Annotated in this window: 17 protein-coding genes and 1 pseudogene; 13 read left to right on the forward strand and 5 right to left on the reverse strand. The window is 64.5% G+C overall.

All coding sequences use genetic code 11. The features are described 5' to 3' along the window. Positions 1-4 precede the first annotated feature (4 nt). Positions 5-761: pseudogene (ubiE, locus tag AC0L4C_RS04330) on the reverse strand (bifunctional demethylmenaquinone methyltransferase/2-methoxy-6-polyprenyl-1,4-benzoquinol methylase UbiE). Positions 762-929: 168 nt separating this feature from the next. Between ubiE and AC0L4C_RS04335 the strand changes: the two are divergent. The 4 genes from AC0L4C_RS04335 to AC0L4C_RS04350 all read left to right on the forward strand — a co-directional run bounded on the left by AC0L4C_RS04335 (position 930) and on the right by AC0L4C_RS04350 (position 6,128). Continuing rightward, entirely contained in the window at positions 930-1,382 is a 453-nt protein-coding gene (locus tag AC0L4C_RS04335) for a PAS domain-containing protein (protein WP_473402317.1), read from the forward strand. Between the two features lie 223 nt (positions 1,383-1,605). Further along, positions 1,606-3,906 (forward strand): AAA family ATPase, encoded by a 2,301-nt coding sequence (locus tag AC0L4C_RS04340; RefSeq protein WP_473402318.1) that lies wholly within the window; start codon positions 1,606-1,608, stop codon positions 3,904-3,906. A gap of 567 nt (positions 3,907-4,473) precedes the next feature. After that, complete coding sequence (locus tag AC0L4C_RS04345) at positions 4,474-5,580, forward strand: hypothetical protein (protein ID WP_473402320.1); 1,107 nt, start codon at positions 4,474-4,476, stop codon at positions 5,578-5,580. Between the two features lie 23 nt (positions 5,581-5,603). Then, positions 5,604-6,128: a hypothetical protein gene (locus AC0L4C_RS04350; protein WP_473402321.1), complete on the forward strand. Its 525-nt coding sequence runs from the start codon at positions 5,604-5,606 to the stop codon at positions 6,126-6,128. Positions 6,129-6,200: 72 nt separating this feature from the next. Here AC0L4C_RS04350 and AC0L4C_RS04355 read toward each other — a convergent pair whose 3' ends face one another. The 3 genes from AC0L4C_RS04355 to AC0L4C_RS04365 are packed head-to-tail and all read right to left on the reverse strand — an operon-like array spanning position 6,201 to position 9,329. Next, positions 6,201-7,481, reverse strand: coding sequence for an ABC transporter substrate-binding protein (locus AC0L4C_RS04355; protein WP_473402322.1), 1,281 nt, complete (start codon positions 7,479-7,481; stop codon positions 6,201-6,203). Positions 7,482-7,533: 52 nt separating this feature from the next. Then, on the reverse strand, positions 7,534-8,376 hold the full coding sequence (locus AC0L4C_RS04360) for a carbohydrate ABC transporter permease (RefSeq protein WP_473402324.1): 843 nt from the start codon (positions 8,374-8,376) through the stop codon (positions 7,534-7,536). Between the two features lie 2 nt (positions 8,377-8,378). Continuing rightward, positions 8,379-9,329: a carbohydrate ABC transporter permease gene (locus AC0L4C_RS04365; RefSeq protein ID WP_473402325.1), complete on the reverse strand. Its 951-nt coding sequence runs from the start codon at positions 9,327-9,329 to the stop codon at positions 8,379-8,381. A 420-nt stretch (positions 9,330-9,749) separates the two neighbouring features. Between AC0L4C_RS04365 and AC0L4C_RS04370 the strand changes: the two genes are divergently transcribed. The 8 genes from AC0L4C_RS04370 (at position 9,750) to recF (ending at position 17,277) form a co-directional block, all read left to right on the forward strand. Next, positions 9,750-10,127, forward strand: a complete 378-nt coding sequence (locus tag AC0L4C_RS04370; protein ID WP_473402327.1) for a hypothetical protein — start codon at positions 9,750-9,752, stop codon at positions 10,125-10,127. Positions 10,128-10,223: 96 nt separating this feature from the next. Beyond that, positions 10,224-10,988: a phosphotransferase enzyme family protein gene (locus AC0L4C_RS04375; RefSeq protein WP_473402328.1), complete on the forward strand. Its 765-nt coding sequence runs from the start codon at positions 10,224-10,226 to the stop codon at positions 10,986-10,988. A gap of 25 nt (positions 10,989-11,013) precedes the next feature. Further along, positions 11,014-11,895 carry a bifunctional DNA-formamidopyrimidine glycosylase/DNA-(apurinic or apyrimidinic site) lyase gene (mutM, locus tag AC0L4C_RS04380; RefSeq protein WP_473402329.1) on the forward strand — a complete coding sequence of 294 codons (882 nt, stop codon included), beginning with the start codon at positions 11,014-11,016 and terminating at the stop codon, positions 11,893-11,895. A 158-nt stretch (positions 11,896-12,053) separates the two neighbouring features. Beyond that, positions 12,054-12,326 (forward strand): 30S ribosomal protein S20, encoded by a 273-nt coding sequence (gene rpsT / locus AC0L4C_RS04385; RefSeq protein ID WP_473402331.1) that lies wholly within the window; start codon positions 12,054-12,056, stop codon positions 12,324-12,326. Positions 12,327-13,231: 905 nt separating this feature from the next. After that, positions 13,232-14,650 (forward strand): chromosomal replication initiator protein DnaA, encoded by a 1,419-nt coding sequence (gene dnaA / locus AC0L4C_RS04390; RefSeq protein ID WP_473403448.1) that lies wholly within the window; start codon positions 13,232-13,234, stop codon positions 14,648-14,650. Between the two features lie 77 nt (positions 14,651-14,727). Further along, entirely contained in the window at positions 14,728-14,895 is a 168-nt protein-coding gene (locus AC0L4C_RS04395; protein WP_473402332.1) for a hypothetical protein, read from the forward strand. Positions 14,896-15,035: 140 nt separating this feature from the next. Next, positions 15,036-16,154, forward strand: coding sequence for a DNA polymerase III subunit beta (gene dnaN, locus AC0L4C_RS04400; RefSeq protein ID WP_473402334.1), 1,119 nt, complete (start codon positions 15,036-15,038; stop codon positions 16,152-16,154). 10 nt (positions 16,155-16,164) lie between these two features. After that, complete coding sequence (recF, locus tag AC0L4C_RS04405; protein ID WP_473402335.1) at positions 16,165-17,277, forward strand: DNA replication/repair protein RecF; 1,113 nt, start codon at positions 16,165-16,167, stop codon at positions 17,275-17,277. Here the strand turns inward: recF and AC0L4C_RS04410 are convergent. Beyond that, on the reverse strand, positions 17,274-18,230 hold the full coding sequence (locus AC0L4C_RS04410) for an amidohydrolase family protein (protein ID WP_473402337.1): 957 nt from the start codon (positions 18,228-18,230) through the stop codon (positions 17,274-17,276). The two genes, recF and AC0L4C_RS04410, sit on opposite strands and share 4 nt — an antisense overlap. Before the next feature lie 280 nt (positions 18,231-18,510). Here AC0L4C_RS04410 and gyrB point away from each other — a divergent pair, with 280 nt between their 5' ends. After that, on the forward strand, positions 18,511-20,967 hold the full coding sequence (gyrB, locus tag AC0L4C_RS04415; RefSeq protein ID WP_473402338.1) for a DNA topoisomerase (ATP-hydrolyzing) subunit B: 2,457 nt from the start codon (positions 18,511-18,513) through the stop codon (positions 20,965-20,967). Positions 20,968-21,021 lie beyond the last annotated feature (54 nt).

A 21,021-nucleotide genomic window follows, 5' to 3' on the forward strand; every position in this document is an offset into this window, starting at 1 on the left:
CGTCTCAGAGCTTCCAGGCGGTGTGCAGCGCCGCCACATTGCCGGTAAAGGCGGTGTGGCTGACGCGCTTGAAGCCGGCCGTCGCGATCATCTGGCTGAAGCGCTCGGGCGGCGGGAACTTGCGGATCGAATTCCACCAGATACTGGTAGGGCTGCGCGTCGCCGGTGACCCATTTGCCCATCGGCGGGATGACACGGTCGGAAAACAGCCGGTAGGCCTCGTCCAGCACCGGCATGTCGACCTGGCTGAATTCGAGGCAGAGGAACTTGCCGCCGCGCCTCAGCACCCGGTGTGCCTCGGCCAGCGCCTTGTCGATGCGGGGCACATTGCGGATGCCGAAGGCGATGGTATAGGCGTCAAAGCTGGCGTCCTCGAACGGCAGCTCCTCGGCATTGGCCTCGACAAACCTGACCTGGTCGGGGAAACGCCACTTCTTCGCTCGTTCGGCGCCCACCCGCAGCATGTCGGAATTGATGTCCGACACCGTCACCTCGGCATAGCCGACCGAGGCATTGATGATCCGCTCGGCGATGTCGCCGGTGCCGCCGGCCATGTCGAGCACCCGATAGGGCAGCTTGCCGGTCTTGGGCGGCCCCAGCCGCGCCACCATGGCGTCTTTCCAGAGCCGGTGCACGCCACCGCTCATCAGATCGTTCATCAGGTCGTAGCGGTCGGCTACGGCGTGGAACACCTGGTTGACCATGCCCTGCTTGGCCTCGAGCGGCACGGTCTGCTCGCCGAAATGGGTGGTTTCGCTCATCTGTGTCTCGCTCTGGGCGGTCCGGAGTTGCGGGCCTTATAGCCGAGCCGGCAGGGAGTGGCTATCGGCCAAAGGCGCGCATGGTTGAAGCCGGGTGCCACTGCCGCCGCTTGCCCCGCCGCACCGGCATGCTACCAGTGCGACCTGCAGCTGTGGGGAGGGAACCAGATGACGCACAACGCCAGACCCGGGACTGAAGGTCCCGCGCTCTCCGACCAGAAGCTCGATCCGGCGCAGCAATCGCTGACGCTGTGCGACCTCGGCCGTCCCGACGCGCCGCTGATCTACGTCAACAAGGGGTTCGAGCGGATGACCGGCTATACCCCCGACGAAACCATCGGCCGCAACTGCCGCTTCCTGCAGGGCCCGGACACCGACCGCGGAACGGTCGAGCTGATCCGGACCAGCATCGCCGCCGGTCAGCCGCTGATCGTCGACCTGCTCAACTACCGCAAGGACGGCTCACCGTTCTGGAACCGCCTCTCCCTTCGCCCCATCCGCAGCGCCACCGGCACCCTGACGCATTATGTCGGCATCCAGAGCGACATCACGAAGATGCGCGAACTGGAGGACAGGCTGGCGGATATGGCGATGGAGCTGGGGAGGTTGGCGGGGGAGTAGGGGGCTAGTCGTTAGAGCAAGATGCGACTTTCTGCCAGGAGCCGACACTTCACGGTGCGGTCACTTTCCTTATTTCGCAACTACTGAGGTGCGCTCGACGAGCATTGACCTCGGTCACGTGCAAATGTTGTTTGTAGTTCTTGGCTGACCCAGCAAGACCCTGGTGGCCGCGGCTCGCCGGCGTAGACGACGGGCTCTGCGAAGACGCGGTTTGGGAGACGAGATGCCGACACTCCAGAAAATCATCGACATCCAGAAAGTCGGCCGCTTTGAAAAGTTAACCGCGCCCGGAAGCCTGCGCTTCTCCCAAGTCGTGCTCATCTTCGGCGAGAATGGCTGGGGCAAGTCCACGCTGGCGGATATCCTGCGCTCGCTGACGCGCAACCATCCCGACATCGTCAAAGGCCGCGAGACGCTTGCGACCGGTGGTCGGCAGAAGGTCCTGCTGCTCTTTGACGGACAGCAATGCGTCTTTGACGGGGTGGCCTGGACGGGCATACGCCCGCGCATCGCCGTATTCGATCAGGCCTTCATCAACGAGAATGTCTTCTCCGGCGATTCCGTCTCGCTTGATCACATGAAGCGCCAGTACGGTCTTGTCGTCGGCGCAGAAGGGGTCGCGCTGATCGAGCAGGCCATCGAGATTGACCGGCAGCTGAAGGAAGCCGGTCAGGTGCTGAAAGAAAAGGACCAGTACCTCACTGCAACCGCCGCCGCCTTCGGCCTCCGTATGGCGGCCGCCGCCTTCGCGGACCTTGCCGCCCTCGAAGCGGCGGATGACTTCATTGCCGCGAAGGAAGTCGAAGTCCGCCGCGCCACCGAGAAAGAGCAGATCAGGACGGCGGCGCTGCCGCAGGCTCTCCCTGTTCCTACAGCAGCCGCCGACCTGACGGCCGTGCTCGGCCAGACCATCAGCGATGTGGCCCCCGACCTGCACCGCCGGCTGCAGGAACACATTGCACGGCACGTTCCTAGTCGCCCTTCGTCAGTCGCGCACGAGACATGGCTCGAATCCGGCCTTACGTTCGATGCCGCGCACGACTGCCCCTATTGTGGACAGGAGCTGCGCGACCGTAGCCTGCTCGACCTCTATGGCGCCTATTTTGGTGATGCCTACAAGAGCCTTGCCGCCTCCGTAAAGCAGCGCCGGCAGATACTTGAACGCTACGGGCGCGGTGATTTCCGGCAGGCGCTCGCCGACAAGGCGGATGGCAACCGCGCGGCGATCGCCAACCTCAAGACGCTCACCGGCGAGGGCAGCGACGCTGGGCTCGACGTAGCACAGATCGCCGCCCGCATGGAGGACGCTGCCGCTGGCCTTGATCGGGCTTTCCAGAACAAGCAGGAGGACCTTGTCTCGCCTATCGAGGAGGGCGTCTACGGGGCGCTGGCGCGCCAGTGGGACGAAGGGCGGGCAGCCGTCGTCGACTATAATGACGAGGTCGCCGCCTTCGGCCGCCGCATCGAAGATGTCCGACGCGCACAGGCGAGTGCCGACCTCGACTCTCTGAAGAACGAGTTGGCCGTGCTACAGGCGCGACGCAAGCGGCATGAGGCGGCCGTGGCTGCGATCGTCAACGAGCGGAAGAAGCTTCTGGGCAGACAGGAAAACCTGAAAGCGCAGAAGGAGGAGCTGCGCGACAAACTGACTGCTCACACCAACCGCGTGACCTCCACGCTCGGGACCACGATCAACGCCTATCTCGACCGGCTCGGGGCCGGGTTCCAGATCGACTATCAGCCGCCCAACTATAAGGGGAAGGAACCGGCCGCCGCCTATTCGATCCTGATCAATCGCACCGCCGTGCCCCCGCGCGCCGACGACATCGCTGGGCCGAGCTTCAGGAACACCCTTTCGAGTGGTGATAAGTCCGTGCTTGCGCTTGCGCTGTTCCTCGCGACCGTCAACTCCGACGTGCATCTTGCCGAGACCATCGTCGTACTCGACGACCCATTCACCAGCATGGACGAGTTCCGCCGGACCTTCACCGCCAACGAGATCAACAAACTGACCGACCGCGCTGCACAGGTGATCGTGCTTTCCCACGAACTGGGCTTCCTGCGTCTTCTATGGGATCGCATCGACCGGACGAAGATCTCATCCTGCGCCATCCAGACGGGAGCGCCGGGTATCGCGAGCCTTGCCGCCTTCGATCTCGAGAAAGCAACCCGGCCTCGCAATGAGACCGAACGGATGAAGATGATCAAATTCATCGACGCCACCGAAGGCGAGCCGGGAGAAATCCGGGCGCTGCTGCGTAAAGTGCTGGAGCATTTCTACCGCAATGGCGATCCTGAGGTATTCGCGCCGGATGAAATGCTGGACGGGATTGTCCGCAAGCTGGAGACAGCGCCTGCTGACCATCGTTATAGGGGCGCGCTAGACGACCTAAGGGACATTAACTTCTACACGCGCAATTTCCACCATGCGCCAGTGGCCGGCAGCGTTACCGAGAGTACGCCCGTCGAAGAACTGAAGACCTATTGCCGACGCGTCCGCGAGCTAACCCGCGGCAGCCCCTAAAGACGGTGATCCGGGCAGGTGTCGCTTTCGCCTGACGTCCCCGGAGGGTCGCGGGGTGAGTACGTTGAGTCATGTGTCCCCGGGTCAAGCCCGGGGATGACGGTGGCTGGGGGAGGGATGTGGTTCATCTCCGGGTTTGCGGGGCCCGCCTCGTGGTTCGACAGGCTCACATAAGGCTCATTTCGGCCAGAGAGGACGCCGGTGCGGTGGGGTGGTCGACTCATGGTCAGACAAGCCCAGCATGAGGGGCACGCCCCCTCCACCACGCTGCGCGTGGTCCCCCTCCCCCGTAAACGGGGGAGGAGTCGCTGTGGCACGGTCGGGGTGTTCGGCCGGCGGTCGGCGATTGGATGTGCACCGGCCGGGCAATCCCCTCTCCACTGAGGGGAGAGGGTCAGGGTGAGGGGTTCAGCGTCGCGCTATCGGCCAGCTCAACCAACCGCCCGGTCTACGCTGGATAAAGTCCGGGCAACGTCAACCGCGCAGAATCGGTGAATGCGGGAGCCGTCGGGATTGGGTAGGCTGACGGCCAACCAATGGGTTCGCAATTCGCGAGGAGTTCTACGGGTGAGTATCTACCAAGACCTGGGCATCAAGCCGATCATCAATGCGTCGGCAACACTCACCAAGCTTGGTGGATCGCGCATGCCAGAGGAAGTTCTCGAGGCCATGCAGGAGGCGGCCGGCGCGTTTATCGATCTGCCGCTCCTTCAAACGCGGGTCGGCGACCGGATCGCGGAACTCACCCGGAATGATGCCGCATTGGTTTCTTCAGGGGCGGCCGGCGGGATCGTGCTCGCGGTCGCAACTCTGATGGCAGCGCCGGACGAACCCGATCCGATGGCCTATCCCATGCTCAAGGGCATCACGAGGACCGAAGCCATCGTGTTCACGTCGCAGCGCAACGGCTATGACTTCGCCATACTGCAGACCGGCGCCTCCATCGTTGAATGCGACGACAGCCTCGAGTCGTTTGAGGCGGCCATCACCGGGCGGACAGCGTGCCTCGTCTGGTTTGCCGGGGCGCTGGCAGCGAAATCGCCGCCGCTCGAGGAGGTCATCGCGATCGCGAGGAAACACCGTGTTCCGGTGCTGGTTGACGCCGCTGCGCAGATTCCACCGGTTTCGAGTTTCTGGCACTACACAAAGGTGCTCGGCTGCGAGGGGGTGGTGTTCAGCGGCGGCAAGGGTATCCGCGGGCCGCAATCTGCCGGTCTGGTGCTCGGGACCAGGGAATTGATCGCCGGCTGCCGCCGACTCGCATCGCCAACGCAGGGCATCGGTCGACCTCTGAAAGTCGGAAAGGAAGAGCTCGCCGGCATGCTCGCCGCCGTGCAGTACACGCTGGATCAGGACGAGGAGGCGCTTCTCGAAGGTTACGAGGTGATCGTGCAGAACTGGATCAAGCACCTGGGCGGGATTGCGGGCGTGACGACGGAGCGCGGCTTCCCCAGTGAAGCTGGTCAGCCGCACGCCCGCGCCATCGTTCATCTCGATGCCGGCTTCAGGAAGACGCGCGACCAGGTGGTTGACGAACTCAAAACCGGCGAGGTCTGGATCGAGGTCGCGGCACCAGCCGATGCACCGCATACCATCGCCTTGAACCCGCAGACGCTGACGCGCGAAGAGGCCGACATCGTCGCTGACCGACTGCGACAGGTTCTGACCAACTAATCCAGTTTCAAGGAAGAGTATCAATGGCATTCAATGTGCGGAAGCGCGGCAAGCTCACCTATTACTACGAAGGCGATCGGCCTGTTCTCTCGGCGCTGGTTACCGAGGAACAGGCGGATGGCGACCTCAAGATCCATTTTGCTGGTCTGACGGGTGGCTACTCAGCCAAGGGCGTCCTGGGACTCGACAAACTGGTGTCGATGGATCCCCATCAGGAAGTCGCCCTGGTCTTCAGGTGCTGGGAGAAGTGGGTGGTGGAGGCGGGGATCTGCTCGTCCTTGCAGGATATCGATTTCGTGGAGATGCATGCGTTCGGCGCTCAGCCGAAGACCCCGAACATCCTCGCCGACCCCGCCGGATATGCCGCCGAGCAGGATCGCCTCCGCAAGGCCTATGCCGAGGCGTATTCCTCCTTCTTCGCCGACAACCTTCCCGAAAATGGCGTTCCCTGCCGCTTCACCGTTCATCTGATCGATTTCCCGGACAAGGCGGCCTCGTACGAGTTCTATTCAACCGCGCTCCTGCAGCGGGCATTGCAGAAGGGTTAGCCAGCGGTCGGGGGTTGCGGCGTTGTCCGGGCGGGCCGCAGGCTCGCCCGGACGGTGGCTGAAAAGAGCCGGTTACTTGTACTTTTCGGCCAGCTTTTCGATCTCGGCCTGGGCCCAGCCCACGGCTTCCTCGACGGACGCTCCGTCGACGACGACCTTCTGGAAGGACTGGGTGACGATCTTGGCGACGTTCACTTCGGCGTTGAGGGCCGAGGGCGGCCCCTTGAAGCCGTCGACAATGCCGTTTCCGGCCATGGCGCCGAAATTGGCAAAGGCCGGCGTATCCTTGAACAGCGGCATGCTGGCGGTCAGGCTCGGATAGATCGGCACCCAACGGCCGCCGACGGTATCGATGAGCGTTTCGTAGCGGCTCGGCTCGAAGAAATAGGAGAGCCAGGCCTTGGCTTCCTCAGGGTGCTTGGTCGCCTTGGAGACGATCCACACCCAGGAGCCAGCGCTCGCGCCGGAGCGACCGGCCTCGCCGGGGCCCTTGGGAACCGCGATCAGGTCGGTGTTGGCCAGCAGTTCAGCATCGTTGTCGACCATCCAGGAATAGATCGAGGGTGGATTGATGGCGAAGGCCGCACGACCGGACTGATAGGCCGTGTTGTTGCCGGCATCGTCCCAGCTCAGGGTGGAGCGGGGAATGGTCCCCTCGGCGAACATGTCGGCGAGGAACTGGTAGGCGGCGCGCGTTTCGGGAGAGTCCCAGGTCACGGTGATGCCGTCTTCGGCGAACATGGCGCCGCCGAATGACCAGACGACCTGCTTGATATTGCCTTCGGCGTCGTTCGAGGTGCTGGTGGGAATGGCAAATGCCGTCAGGGTCCGATCGGCCGCGAGGAGTTTCTGCGATGCGGTGCGCAGCTCTTCCCAGGTAGTGGGCACGGAGAGACCCTGCGCCTCAAGCAGATCGCGGCGGGCATACATCGGCACGACGTCGACCTCGAGCGGCACGCCGTGGACTTCGCCATTGTAGATGGCCTGCGAGACCATACCTTCGTAGATACCACCCTCGACCGCACGCATCTCCTCGAGGACTTCCGGAATCGGCAGCGTCAGACCGAGCGCGGGGTAGTACTGCGCCTGCGCGCCCACCTGCATGAACACGTCAGGGGGCGACCCGCCTTCGAAAGCGGCGGCGAGCCGCTCGTTGAGGACGTTGGCCGGCACCACCACATATTCGGCGGTGATGCCGCGCTCGGCGGCGAAGGCTTTGACGGTATCGCCGATATAGGCGTCGGCCTGCTCGTTGAAGGCCTGCAGTCCCCAGATCGTGAGGTCTTGAGCCTGCGCGGCATCGGCCATCAATATGGCTGATGTGGCCAGCAGCGCCTGTGTAAACGACTTCATGGTTTCCTCCTTTTTGGAGCTCTCCCCGAGCTCCTTCGAGTGCCTGTTCCGGTCACCCCTTCACACTGCCGGCGGCGAGGCCTTCGACAATGTATCTCTGTGCAACGATGTAGATGATGAGGATGGGGATGATGGCGATGACCGAACTCGCCATCAGCTGACCCCAGATGAACGTGTCGCCCATCATCAGGCCCGTCAGGCCCGTCGTGAGCGTCTTGGAATCGGTGGAATAGACATAGACCAGGGCATAGAGAAACTCGTTCCATGCGTTGGTGAAGGCGAACAGCGCCACCACGGCGAGGCCGGGCGTGGCAATTGGCAGGATGACCTTGGTGAGCACCTGGAAGCGGTTGGCGCCATCGACCACGGCGGCTTCATCGAGCTCGGGCGGGATGGTCTTGAAATAGCCGATCAGCATCCACGTGCAGAACGGCACCGTGAATGTCAGGTAGGCAACGATCAGGCCGAGCTTGCTGTCGATCAGGCCCATGCGCTGCAGGATCAGGAACAGCGGAATGAACAGCAGGGATGGCGGCAGCAGATAGGCCAGGACGATCGCCCTTGCCGTCAGTGACTGGCCGGCAAAGCGCATGCGGGCGATCGGATAGGCGGCGAGTGCACCGATGATGCCGGCGATCACGGTAACGGCCACCGCCACATAGGCGGAGTTGTAGACAAAGCGCGGGAACTCGGAGCGGAACAGGGCCTTGTCGAAGTTCTCCAGAGTGGGCAGTTCCGGGAAGAGCGTCGGGACAGCGCCGTAGATCTCCTTGGAGGTCTTGAAGGCCGTGACCGTCACCCAGTAGATCGGAGCAAGTGCCCAGAGCAGGGCAATCGTCAGCCCGACTATGGTGGCGACGCGTTTGACGATGCGGGTGGTGCGACCTTCAACCATTGCTAGTCCCTTTCCGCACGCAACATGCGCTGGGTCAGTACGTAGATCAGTACGAGGAAAATCGGGATCACCGAGACGAGCACTGCTGCGCCCAGACCCAGCTGACTGCGGACGACGCCGTACTCGAATGCCAGCGTCGGCAGGATCTGCGTCCTGTTGGCCGGGCCACCCTGGGTCAGTACGTAGACCATGTGGAAGGAGTTGAAGGTCCAGATGGTCGACAGCATCACGGTGATGGCGATGACGTTGCGCATCTGAGGCAGCGTGATCGAGAAGAACCGGCGGATCGGCCCGGCGCCGTCAATGGCGCCAGCCTCGGTGAGTTCGCTCGGGATCGATGTCAGGGCAGCCAGGAACATCATCGTGTAGAAGGGCAGGCCGTGCCAGACCATGGCCACGCCCACCGAGATCAAACCCAGCTTGGGGTCGGAAAGCCAGTAGGTTGGCGTATCCGAGAAGCCCAGCGCCAATGAGAGATAGGTGAGGATACCCACCTGCTCGTCGTAGATCCACTTCCAGGCAAGGCCGGCGATGAGACCGGGCACAGCCCAGGGCAGGAACACCAGGGCGCGGAACAGGCCCCGGAACGGCATCGGCTGGGCAAGCACCAGCGCAAAGCACATGCCCAGCACAGCCTTGATCAGCACGACCCAGAACGTCAGCCAGAAGGAGTTGGATGCGGCGCGAATGAACACCTCGTCATCGAGCAGCTTCAGGAAATTGTCGAAGCCGATGAACTGGCCGCCGCGGGCGATCACACGATCGGTGAACGCCGTGCCGATGCCGTCAAAGAGCGGATAGATGATCAGTCCGCCAAAAATGACGAATGCCGGCATCAAGAACAGGTAGGCCGTCAGCGCGCTGGGTCTTCTGGCCTTGGGGCGGACCGGCGGGGGCGGGGCGCGGAAGCCCCTTGGCAGGCGGCGGTCGAGCGTGTCCGGATCAGCAGACATGGGCCAGCTGCCGTTTCCGTTCGCGGCAGTGTGCCATCAGAACGCGTCGGTCACAGATCTGAAAACAGCGGACACTGACCAAGTGCCGCTCGCCACATGTCATGGCTCGCAGCATACGCCTCTCCTCCCTACCCGGACACGTTGGCCCGGACTCCAAATCTGAAGCGTTCAGATTTCGAACGGTCAAAATAGAGCGGGTGCCTCCGGGGTGGTCAACTTAGCCATAGGGTCTACGCCGTCGCCGTGGGGGTTTGCGCCCCCTCCACCACGCTGCGCGTGGTCCCCCTCCCCCGTGAACGGGGGAGGATCCGTTGTAGCACGGTCGGGGTTTGCGGCCGTCCTGCGACACCGCGGCCTGCGCGATGACGCATCGGTCCGCCACGCTTTGCCTGCCACTACGGAGCCAGTAACACTTGGCGCATGACCAGCGCCTCGATTCTTGCCATCGCCTATGCGGTCGCCTGCTCGGGCGTCATCGGATTCCAGTTCGCGCTGATCGCCGGGGCGCCGTGGGGGCGGCTGACGCAGGGCGGACGGCATGCCGGCCCGCTGCCGGCACCGGGCCGCGTCGCGGCGGCCATCTCGGTGCTGCTGCTGGCCGCCATGGCGCTTTCCATCATCTCCGCCGCCGGCCTCTGGCCCGGCTGGCCGGCCTGGACCGGCTGGGCCGCCCTCGCGGTGCAGGCGCTGTCCGCCCTGCTGAACTGGATCACGCCCTCGGTCGCCGAACGACGGCTCTGGGGGCCGATCACCACCCTCATGCTGGCGCTGGCGGCCGCGGTGATGCTGATGCGGTGAGGGTCTCCAGCCTCGCCTTCCGCCCTTGCGTCCATCCGCCCGAACCACTCACATAGGACTGACGAGCGGTTGACCGGAGCGGCGAGGAGGGCAGGCATGGGATGGGACGCGCTCGGGCACTGGGGCAGCAAGGCGGTGCGGCTTGAACGGCTGACCGGTGGCACCGTCAATGACGTCTGGAGCGTGCGCCTCGATGGGCAGCTCGCCGTAGCCCGGCTGGGGACACGGAGCGAGGCCGACCTGGCGTGGGAGACCGGGCTGCTGCAGCACCTCGACCGGCAGGGGATGACCGTGCCGGTGCCGATTCCGACACTGGATGGCCGGCTGTTCGCCGACGGGCTCGTGGTGATGGCCTATATGGAGGGCGGCCCGCCCGGAACGGCGGCCGACTGGCGCCGCGTCGCGGATACGCTGCGTCAGCTGCACCGGCTGACGCAAGGCTGGCCACAGCGCCCGGGCTGGCGCGGCGCCACAGACCTGCTCGAGGCCCGAAGCGGAACACGGATCGATCTCGATGCGATGCCGGCCGAGGCGGTGGCACGCTGCCGGGCGGCCTGGGCGCGGCTCGCCGGGCGGCCGACCTGCGTGGTGCACGGCAATCCCGCCAATCCCGGCAATATCCGCATGACGGCCGACCGGGTGGCGCTGATCGACTGGGACGAGGCGCATGTCGATGTGCCCGAGCTTGATCTGGCGCTGCCCCACAATGGAGCCGGTCTCGAGCCCGGCGCCCACGATGTTGCGGCGCAGGCCGCGGCGGCCTGGGAGGCTGCCGTCTGCTGGCGCGACGACTATGCCGAGCGGCGGCTGGCCGAAGTGCGTGCCGTGTCCTTGCCTCCGGCGGCGGGACCGCGCACATAGAGATATTGCCGCCAGAAGGATCGCCATGCCCGAATTGCCAGAGGTCGAAACCGTGCGCCGCGGCCTGGCGCCGCTGCTCGAGGGGGCGCGCATCACACAGGTGACGCTCAACCGCAAGGATCTGCGTTTTCCGTTTCCCGCGGGCTTTGCCGCGGCGCTGGAAGGCGCCACCATCGAGACGGCCGGCCGCCGTGCCAAATACCTGCTGTTCCGCCTCTCGACCGGCAGGACCTGGCTCAGCCACCTGGGCATGACCGGCAGCTTCCGCTTTGCCGAGCTGCGCTACAAGGAGCCGAGCCGCTATTACGAGCCGGCGGTGGACGAAAAGCACGACCACGTGCTGATCGATCTCGAGACGGTCCGCGAGGGGCCGCTGCGGCTCATCTATTCCGATGCCCGGCGCTTCGGCTTCATGGACATCTTTACCGACGAGGCGGCGTGTCCGTTTCTGGCCGGGCTCGGGCCCGAGCCGCTGGGCAACAGTTTCAACGCCGCCGAGATGGCCGAGCGCTTCAGGGGCAAGAAGGCGCCGATGAAGGCCGCACTGCTCGATCAGCGGGTGGTGGCGGGACTGGGCAATATCTATGTCAGCGAGGCGCTGCACCGCGCCCATATCCTGCCGACGCTGCCGGCGGCGCGGCTGGTGCTCAAGTCGGGCAAGCCGTCGCAGCGCCTCGAGCTGCTGGCCGACGGCGTGCGCACGGTGCTGATCGAGGCCGTCGAGGCGGGCGGCTCCACCTTGCGCGACTTTCGCGCCACCGATGGCAGTTCGGGCTATTTCCAGCACCGCTTTGCCGTCTATGACCGGGAAGGCGGACCCTGCCCGACCCCGCTCTGCCGCGGCATTGTCAAACGGATCGTGCAGTCCGGCCGGTCGACCTTCTATTGCCCGGTCTGCCAGCACTAGCGCGCATGGCCGCCTTGCCGGAATCCTGTTGACGCACGGGGCCTGTCACACTATACAGCGCCCAACTTGGCGGCCCGTATTGCCGCCGATTTCATTTCATGCCCGATCGATTGCGCCGCACAAAGGCGGTGAGATCGGTTGAAGCAAAGAGGACTGACATGGCCAACACTCCCTCGGCGAAAAAGGCAACGCGCAAGATCGCTGCCCGCACCGAAGTCAACAAGTCGCGCCGTTCGCGCATGCGCAGCTTCGTCCGCAAGGTCGAGGAAGCCATTGCTGCCGGCGACCAGAAGGTTGCAACCGAGGCCCTGCGGGCCGCTCAGCCCGAGATCGCCCGTGCCTCCCAGAAGGGCATCGTGCACGCCAATGTGGCAGCCCGGAAGGTGAGCCGCCTGAACCACCGCATCAAGGCCATCGGCGCCACTGCCTGAGGGTAGACCGGACGTCGATCGCTGCACTGCCGAAGGCCCCTTTCGGGGCCTTTTTCTTTGGCCTGGCGCGGGCCCTGTGTGACAGTCTGATGTCGCCGAGTGTGACCGCTTTGTAACAGTGTCGCGACAGCCAAATTGGACGCGCCCACTTCACTGAATTTTTCGCGTTGTGCTGCGATATCAATGGGATGCCGGGTTTCATATAGGCTTTTCCGGTCCCCGAGGCGGGAAAGAATTCTCCCGAACGGCCATTGCTGCGGCTCCGCGGCGAGACTCTCTGTGACGGTCCGGATGCCGATTCAGCCATGAGTCTCAGCGCCTTATTTTGGCGCCTCCGGTCGGGCCCGTCTGGAAGGTTTTTGCGAACTGACGAGTCAATAGGGATTCAGTAAATAACCCCCGTTGCCGTTCAAAAATCCTCTCACTAAGATACTTTCATCAGCCAAGCGCACGGGGCAAAAAGAACCCCCGACCAAGGCTGGCACAGTAGGTTGCGAGAGCATCGGGATCAAACGTGCGGAGTGGCATGGACGCTGCCGCCGGACCCTGAAGGACGAACACTACAAAGTACAAAATGCGGTCTGAGTAATCGTCCTTCCCGGGCATATTGGGGCAGGACTCGTCCGGGTGTTAAGAGGCCGGATTCAACAGAAGTAGAGGAGTAAAATCTGCAGCGCCAGCTGCGGAACGGAGTGGTTTGTCCCAATTTCCGGGACAGGCCTTGGAACAGAATGGCAAATGGCCCCGAGAACAGGGGCCGGCCGAGGCGGCAACGGGGCACTATAGGAATGGCGAGAAACGCGGCGGCGGGTCGTGCTTGGGCTGATAGCGAAAACCATCAGCAGGAAGAAGTCGGGGGCAACAAAGGAACGATGATGATCATGGGCAAGGACGGCAAGCCCGTGATGAGCACCGATGTATTTGCCCGGGTCCGGGCACGGTTGAAGGCGGCTGTCGGCGAGGACGTCTACAGTTCCTGGTTCGCCCGCATGGAGGTCGAGGAGATCGTCGAGGATCTGGCGCACCTGTCGGTGCCGACCCGCTTCCTCTGCTCCTGGGTCCAGTCCAATTACGCCGAGAAGATTCTCGAGGCTTTCCAGGCCGAGACGCCCGATATTGCGCGCCTGCACTTTACCGTACGCGTCAATGGCCAGGCCAGGCCGCGGCTGACACCGGTGATCGAGCCGATCGCCAGCGTGCCGCTCGAGCCCACCCAGCTGTCGGTGCCGGCGGCGCCGCGCCAGCTGCGCGATATCCAGCCACCGCGGGGCGACGCCCTGTCGGGATCGGCCATCGACTCCAAGATGACCTTCGACAGCTTCGTGCCCGGGGCGCCCAACGAGATGGCGCTGCAGGTGGCCAAACAGGTGGCGCATGCCGCCGCCAACAACACCGTGACCTTCAACCCGGTCTATATCCACTCCACCGTCGGGCTGGGGAAGTCGCACCTGCTCAACGCTATTGCCTGGGCCGCCGGCGCCTCCGACAGCTCACGCAATATCGTCTACCTGACCGCCGACCACTTCATGTACCACTTCATCACCGCGGTGCAGCGCCAGTCGGCACTGGCCTTCAAGGAGTGGCTGCGCCGGGTCGACCTGCTGCTGATCGATGACATGCAGTTCCTGCAGGGCAAGTCGGCCACCGAATTCGGCCACACGCTGGGCACGCTGCTCACCGGCGCCAAACAGGTGGTGGTTGCCGGCGATGCGCCGCCCCGCGATCTCGAGATGCTCGACGAACGGGTGCGTTCGCGCCTCTCCGGCGGACTGGTGGTGCCGATCACCACTTTCGACTCCGACCTGCGCAAGGCCATCGTGCAGCGCCGCGCCGACCAGTCGACCGCCCGCTTTGCCGGGGTGCATTTCCCGCCGGCGGTGATCGACTACATCGCCCGCGTCGTGGTCAGCCACGGCCGCGACCTGGACGGGGCCGTCAATCGCCTCGTCGCTGCCAATCAACTAACGCACGAGCCGATCACGGTCACCCTGGCCGAACGTACGCTGGCCGATCTGGTCCGTTCGCGCGACACAAGGCGGGTCCGCATCGAGGACATCCTCCGCATCGTCTCGCGCCACTACAAGGTGCCGCGCAACGACCTGCTGTCCTCGCGCCGCTCGCGCGACGTGGTGCGGCCGCGGCAGATTGCCATGTATCTCGCCAAATCCCTGACCTCGCGCTCGCTGCCCGAGATCGGACGCCGCTTCGGCGGACGGGACCACACGACGGTCCTGCATTCGGTCCGCAAGGTCGAAGCCATGATGAAGGACGACGGCGACCTGTGTCAGGAAATCGAACTGCTCAAGCGGATGCTTGAGGAATAATTCCAGTCGGGGCGCCACCCGGCGCCCCTTGTTGCGTGTGAGTTGGTCAGTCAGTGCGTAAGGTAAGTCCACGTCTGTTGGTGCGACTGCGCAAGTCGCTCAAGCATCTCGAACTGCGGCCTGCGCCCGTGGTCGAGCGGCATTCGGCCGAGCCCGAATGGCACGCCATGCTGCAGCGGATCGAGCGCGAGGAACGCGAGCGGCGGCTGGCGGCGGCCGAGGCGGCGCTCAACCGGCTGAACTGACGCCGATAGGTCTGGATAAAGCCGCTTCCGGGCCGCCTGCGGCGCCGTCCGCCCTTGCCTTTTGATCCTCAGCTTGCAAATGTCGCAGCCCCGGTTCGCCGGGGGTTTTTGCCGTGAGTTTGGCATCAGGGAAGTAGAGCATGAAAGTCACTCTGGAGCGCAACCATCTCCTCAAGTCGCTGGGGCATGTGCACCGCGTGGTGGAGCGCCGCAACACCTATCCGATCCTCGCCAACGTCCTGATGAAGGTCGCCGACGGATCGCTCGACCTGCGCGCCACCGATCTCGACATTGAAGTCACCGAAAGCGTGCCGGCCATGGTCGCCACGCCCGGCACCACCACCGTGCCGGCGCATACGCTCTACGAGATCGTCCGCAAGCTCGGCGACGGCGCTGAAGTGCGGCTCGAGACCGAGGGCGGCGAGCAGATGCTGCTCACCTCCGGCCGCTCGCGCTTTCACCTCGCCTGCCTGTCGCCCGACAGTTTCCCGGACCTCAAGTCAGGCAGCTTCACCCACGAATTCACGATCCCCGCGCCGGCCTTGCGCGAACTGATCGAACGCACCCAGTTCGCCATCTCCAACGAGGAGACGCGCTACTACCTCAACGGCATCTATCTGCACGCCATCGAGCAGGGCAGTGAAACCATGCTGCGCGCCGTCGCCACCGACGGCCACCGCATGGCCCGCGCCGAGACCGAGGCTCCCGAGGGCTGCAAGGGCATGCCGGGCATCATCGTGCCGAAAAAGACCGTGGGCGAAGTACAGAAGCTGCTCGACGGCGCCGATGGCGAGGTCAAGGTCGAGGTGTCCGACACCAAGATCCGCTTCACCCTGGGCAGCGTCGTGCTGCTGAGCAAGCTCATCGAGGGCACCTTCCCCGATTACGAGCGCGTCACGCCCAAGAACAACGACAAGCAGATGAATGTCGACAAGACGAGCTTTGCCGTCGCCGTCGATCGCGTCTCCACCATCGCCTCCGAACGCGGCGGCAAGGCGGTGAAGCTGTCGGTCAAGGATGGCCAGCTCGAACTCTCGGTCACCAATCCCGACCACGGCACCGCGAGCGAGGAACTGGCGGTGGAGTTCGAGCCCGAGAGCTTCGAGATCGGCTTCAACGCCCGCTACCTCCTCGACATCATCGGCCAGATCCGCTCAGACAATGCCGTCTTCATGTTCAACGACGCGGGCTCGCCCACGCTGGTGAAAGAGGATGGCGACGCCAAGGCGCTCTACGTGCTGATGCCGATGCGGGTGTAGCATCGGGGGCATGACCTCCCGCTACATCTCCCGCCTGCGCCTGAGCCACTTCCGCAACTATCAGTCGGCGGCGCTCGACCTCGATCACCGTCATGTCGTGCTGGTCGGCCCCAATGGCGCCGGCAAGACCAACCTGCTCGAGGCGCTGTCGTTGCTGGGCCCGGACCGCGGCCTGCGCCGCGCCCCGTTCGACGAACTTGCGGCCCTGGGCTCGGACGGGGCCTGGGCGGTGGCCGCCACCATCGAGACGCAGGACGGCCCGGTCGATATCGGCACCGGCAGTTCGCCCGGCGAAAGCGGCCGCCGCGTCCGCATCAATGGCGCCAATGCCCGCTCCGTCGAGGAGATGAGCGACTACCTGCGGCTGCTCTGGCTGACGCCGTCCATGGACGGGCTGTTCACCGGCCCGGCCGGCGACCGCCGCCGCTTCCTCGACCGGCTGGTGACGGTGCTGATCCCCGGCCATTCATCCTCGGTCTCCGATTTCGAGAAAGCCATGCGCCAGCGCAACCGGCTGCTCGAGGACAATGGCGAGGCGCGCTGGCTGGCGGCCGTCGAGGCGCAGATGGCCGAGCATGCCGCCGCCATGCATTTTGCCCGTGCCGACAGCCTGCTGCACCTGCAGGAGCTGATCCTCGAAGGCGTCGACGAGGAGAGTTTTCCGGCCGCCCGGCTGGCGCTGACGCCGCTCTTCGAGGATGGCCACGAGCCGGTCTCGTCCTCGGCGCTGGAAGCCGAGCTCAAGGCGCGCTGGCAGGACAATCGCCGCCTCGACCGCGCGGCCGGCCGTACCCTGCTGGGACCGCACCGCGTCGATTTCGAGGTGATGCACGCCCAAAAGCAGATGCCGGCCGCCCTCGGCTCCACCGGCGAGCAGAAGGCCCTGCTGGTCGGCCTGATCCTCGCTCATGCCCGGCTGGTCAGCCGCATGGCCGGCATCACGCCGTTCCTGCTGCTGGACGAGATTGCCGCCCATCTCGACCCGGGCCGCCGCGCCGCCCTGTTTGCGGCGCTCGATGGCCTCGGGACGCAATGCTTCATGACCGGCACCGACCCGCTGCTGTTCGAGGCGCTGGGCGCGCGAGCGCAGGTCTACACCGTGAAGGATGGACGGTTGAGCTAGGGTCGCAGCGGTTGGTCGGTGAGGCCGTTGCGGCGGATCTGATCGAGTTCGGTGGGGGTAAACAGGCCAGCACGGTAGAGCGCGAGGTACTCGTCGGTGACGCCGATGCCGAACATCAGCGCATCGTCGGTGTTGACCGTGACGATGACGCCGGCGTCGAACAGTTTGCGGATCGGATGCATGGCCATGCTCTCGACGCGGCCCAGCATGAGGTTGGATGTGGGACAGATGTTAAGCCGGATCTTGTTGTCGGCGAGGAAACGCATGACCTGCGGCGAGTCGGCCGCCGCGATGCCATGCTGAACTTCGTCGAGTTCGAGTGTCTCGACCGCCTGCCAGACATCGTCGGCCGTGCCCCATTCTCCCGCATGGGCCCGGAGGCGCAAGCCTTTCGCCTTGGCGATGCGGTAGATCGGCCTGAACACCTCGATCGGCTGGGCGAACTCGTCCGCGTAGAGGTCGACGGACTTGTAGACGTCGAGGTCGAAGAACGGCTCGCTCCATTCCAGCAGATACTGGATCGGGCAATGTCGAGACAGGCCCATCTGCGGCAGCCATTCGATCTCGGGCGCCACCCGCGCATGGATCTCCTGTAGCGTCCGGGTGAGGCGCGCGACGTCGCGGTCCTCCCAGAGCGTCATCGCCCAGACATCCTCACCGCCATCGAGCCGCGTCACGCCGTGGAGCCTCGCCTGGACAAAGCTCGCCTCGATCCCCATCATCCGTCCAAGCGCTCCCTTGAACGCCGTGCCGGTATGCTTGGCGGCCCACTCGTGCATCTCGTCCATGGAGTTGAGCACATGGTCGATCGGTGCGATGTCCATACCGGTCTTCTCGCGCACGAAATCGCGGTTACCCCCGCCGATGAAGTGGTTGTGGAGGTCGGCCTTGGGGATGGCGCGGAGCGCTGCAACATCGCCCGCGACCAGCGCAGCTTCAAACTCCGATGCCATGAGCCCCCTCACTTCTTGCGGAAGACTGCCATGGGTGGACGCCGAGCGGCTAGCGCGCCGCCGCCACAGCGCAGGTCAAATGAAACCGGTCGCCAGTCGAGTTGGACAGTGACCATGCGACTGGCCAATTCAAGGCCCGGCTCGGAAAAGCATCAAACCGGGCGTCCAAATCCGGGTGTAAGCATTGAAAACCGGGCTTAAAATAGCCATTTGTCTTGGGTATGGCAGCCCCATCCGCTAGACCGATAGCAGCGGATTTTTCACTGATTCGGGATATCTTTTGAGCACCTCCGAAACCCCGTTCGACCCTGACGACTATGGCGCCGACTCCATCCGGGTCCTCAAGGGCCTCGATGCGGTGCGCAAGCGCCCCGGCATGTATATCGGCGACACCGATGACGGCTCGGGCCTGCATCACATGGTCTACGAAGTGGTCGACAATGCCATCGACGAGGCGCTGGCCGGGCATGCGGACCTGGTAACCGTCACGCTCAACGCCGACGGTTCCGTCACCGTCATCGACAATGGCCGCGGCATTCCCACCGACATCCACAAGGAAGAGGGGGTTTCGGCCGCCGAGGTCATCATGACCCAGCTGCATGCCGGCGGCAAGTTCGACCAGAATTCCTACAAGGTGTCGGGCGGCCTGCATGGCGTCGGCGTCTCGGTGGTGAATGCGCTGTCGGTGGCGCTCAAGCTCAAGATCCGCCGCGATGGCAAGATCTTCGAGATGAGCTTTACCCACGGCAATGCCGATGGCCCGCTCGAGCAGACCGGCACCTATGTGTCCAGCAAAACCCCCGGCACCTATGAAGGCCGCAGCGGCACCCAGGTCACCTTCACGCCCTCGGCCCAGACCTTCACCATGGTGGAGTTCGACTTCAAGACGCTCGAGCATCGCCTGCGCGAGCTGGCCTTCCTCAATTCCGGCGTCCGCATCTTCCTCAAGGACAACCGCCACCCCGAGCCCGTCGAGACGGAGCTCTTCTACGAAGGCGGCCTCGAGGCGTTCGTGCGTTATCTCGATGTGGCCAAGTCGCCGCTGATCGGCGCCCCCATCATGCTCAAGTCCGAAAAGGACGGCATGACGGTCGAGGTCGCCATGTGGTGGAACGACAGCTACCACGAGAACGTGCTGTGCTTTACCAACAACATCCCGCAGCGCGACGGCGGCACGCATCTGGCCGGCTTCCGCGCCGCGCTGACGCGGCAGGTGACCAATTACGCCGAAGTTTCCGGCATCACCAAGCGCGAGAAGGTGACGCTGACGGGCGACGACACCCGCGAAGGCCTGACGGCGGTGCTGTCGGTCAAGGTGCCGGACCCGAAATTTTCCAGCCAGACCAAGGACAAGCTGGTTTCGTCCGAAGTTCGTCCGGTGGTCGAAAACGGCGTCAACGACAAGCTGCAGCAGTGGTTCGAGGAGCATCCGGCCGAGGCCAAGCAGGTCGTGGGCAAGGTTGCCGAGGCCGCCATGGCCCGCGAGGCCGCCCGCAAGGCGCGTGAACTGACGCGGCGCAAGTCGGCGCTGGACGTCAACTTCCTCGCCGGCAAGCTCAAGGACTGCTCGGAAAAGGACCCGGCCAAGTCCGAGATCTTCCTCGTCGAGGGTGACTCGGCCGGCGGCTCCGCCTCGCAGGGCCGCGACCGCTATACGCAGGCCGTGCTGCCGTTGCGCGGCAAGATCCTCAATGTCGAGCGCGCCCGCTTCGATCGCATGCTCGGCTCCGAGCAGATCGGCAACCTGGTGATGGCGCTGGGCACCTCGATCGGCCGCGAGGAGTTCAATCCGGACAAGCTGCGCTACCACAAGATCATCATCATGACGGACGCCGATGTCGACGGCGCCCATATCCGCACGCTGCTGCTGACCTTCTTTTACCGGCAGATGCGCGAACTGATCGACCGCGGCCACGTCTATATCGCGCAGCCGCCGCTCTACAAGATTAAGCGCGGTTCGTCCGAGCAGTATCTCAAGGATGAGCGCTCGCTCGAGGATTACCTGCTCAATGCCGGTACCGAGGACGCGGTCCTCACCACCTCCACCGGCACGACCCATGCCGGCGAGGACCTGCTGCAGATCGCCCGGCAGGCGCGCGAGTTCGTACATGCCATCAATGCGCTCAACACCCGCTACAACCGCACCATCATCGAGCACACGGCCATTGCCGGCGGTCTCGATCCCGACGTGCTGACCAGCCGCGAAGCGGCGCAGGTCGTCGCCGACCGGGTCGCCGTGCGGCTTGATCGCGTCTCCGACGAAGTCGAGCGCGGCTGGATCGGCGAGGCTGACGGACAGGGGGGCATCAGCTTCTCGCGCACCGTTCGCGGCGTCACCGAGACCCACCTGATGGATGCCCAGCTGCTGGCCAGCGCCGATGCGCGCAAGATCCGCCAGCTCGTCGAGCGGCTAGACAATGTCTACGAGGGCACTGCCCGGCTGGCCCGCAAGGACCAGACCTTTGATATCTTCGGTCCGGTGTCGCTGTTCGAATCCGTTTCGGCTGCCGGCCGCAAGGGCATTTCCCTGCAGCGCTACAAGGGTCTGGGTGAAATGAACCCGAGCCAGCTCTGGGAAACCACGCTCGACCCGAACGTGCGCTCGCTGCTGCAGGTGCAGATCAAGGAAAGCTCCGACGCGGACCTGCTGTTCACCCAGCTGATGGGCGATCTCGTCGAACCGCGCCGCGACTTCATTCAGGACAATGCCCTGAACGTCGCCAATCTCGACGTCTAGCCCCGCACAGACCGTCCGGCTGGCCGGCCTGCGGGCCGGCCTTGTCGCGTGCGT

The organism is Devosia sp. J20-27, from assembly GCF_055808595.1.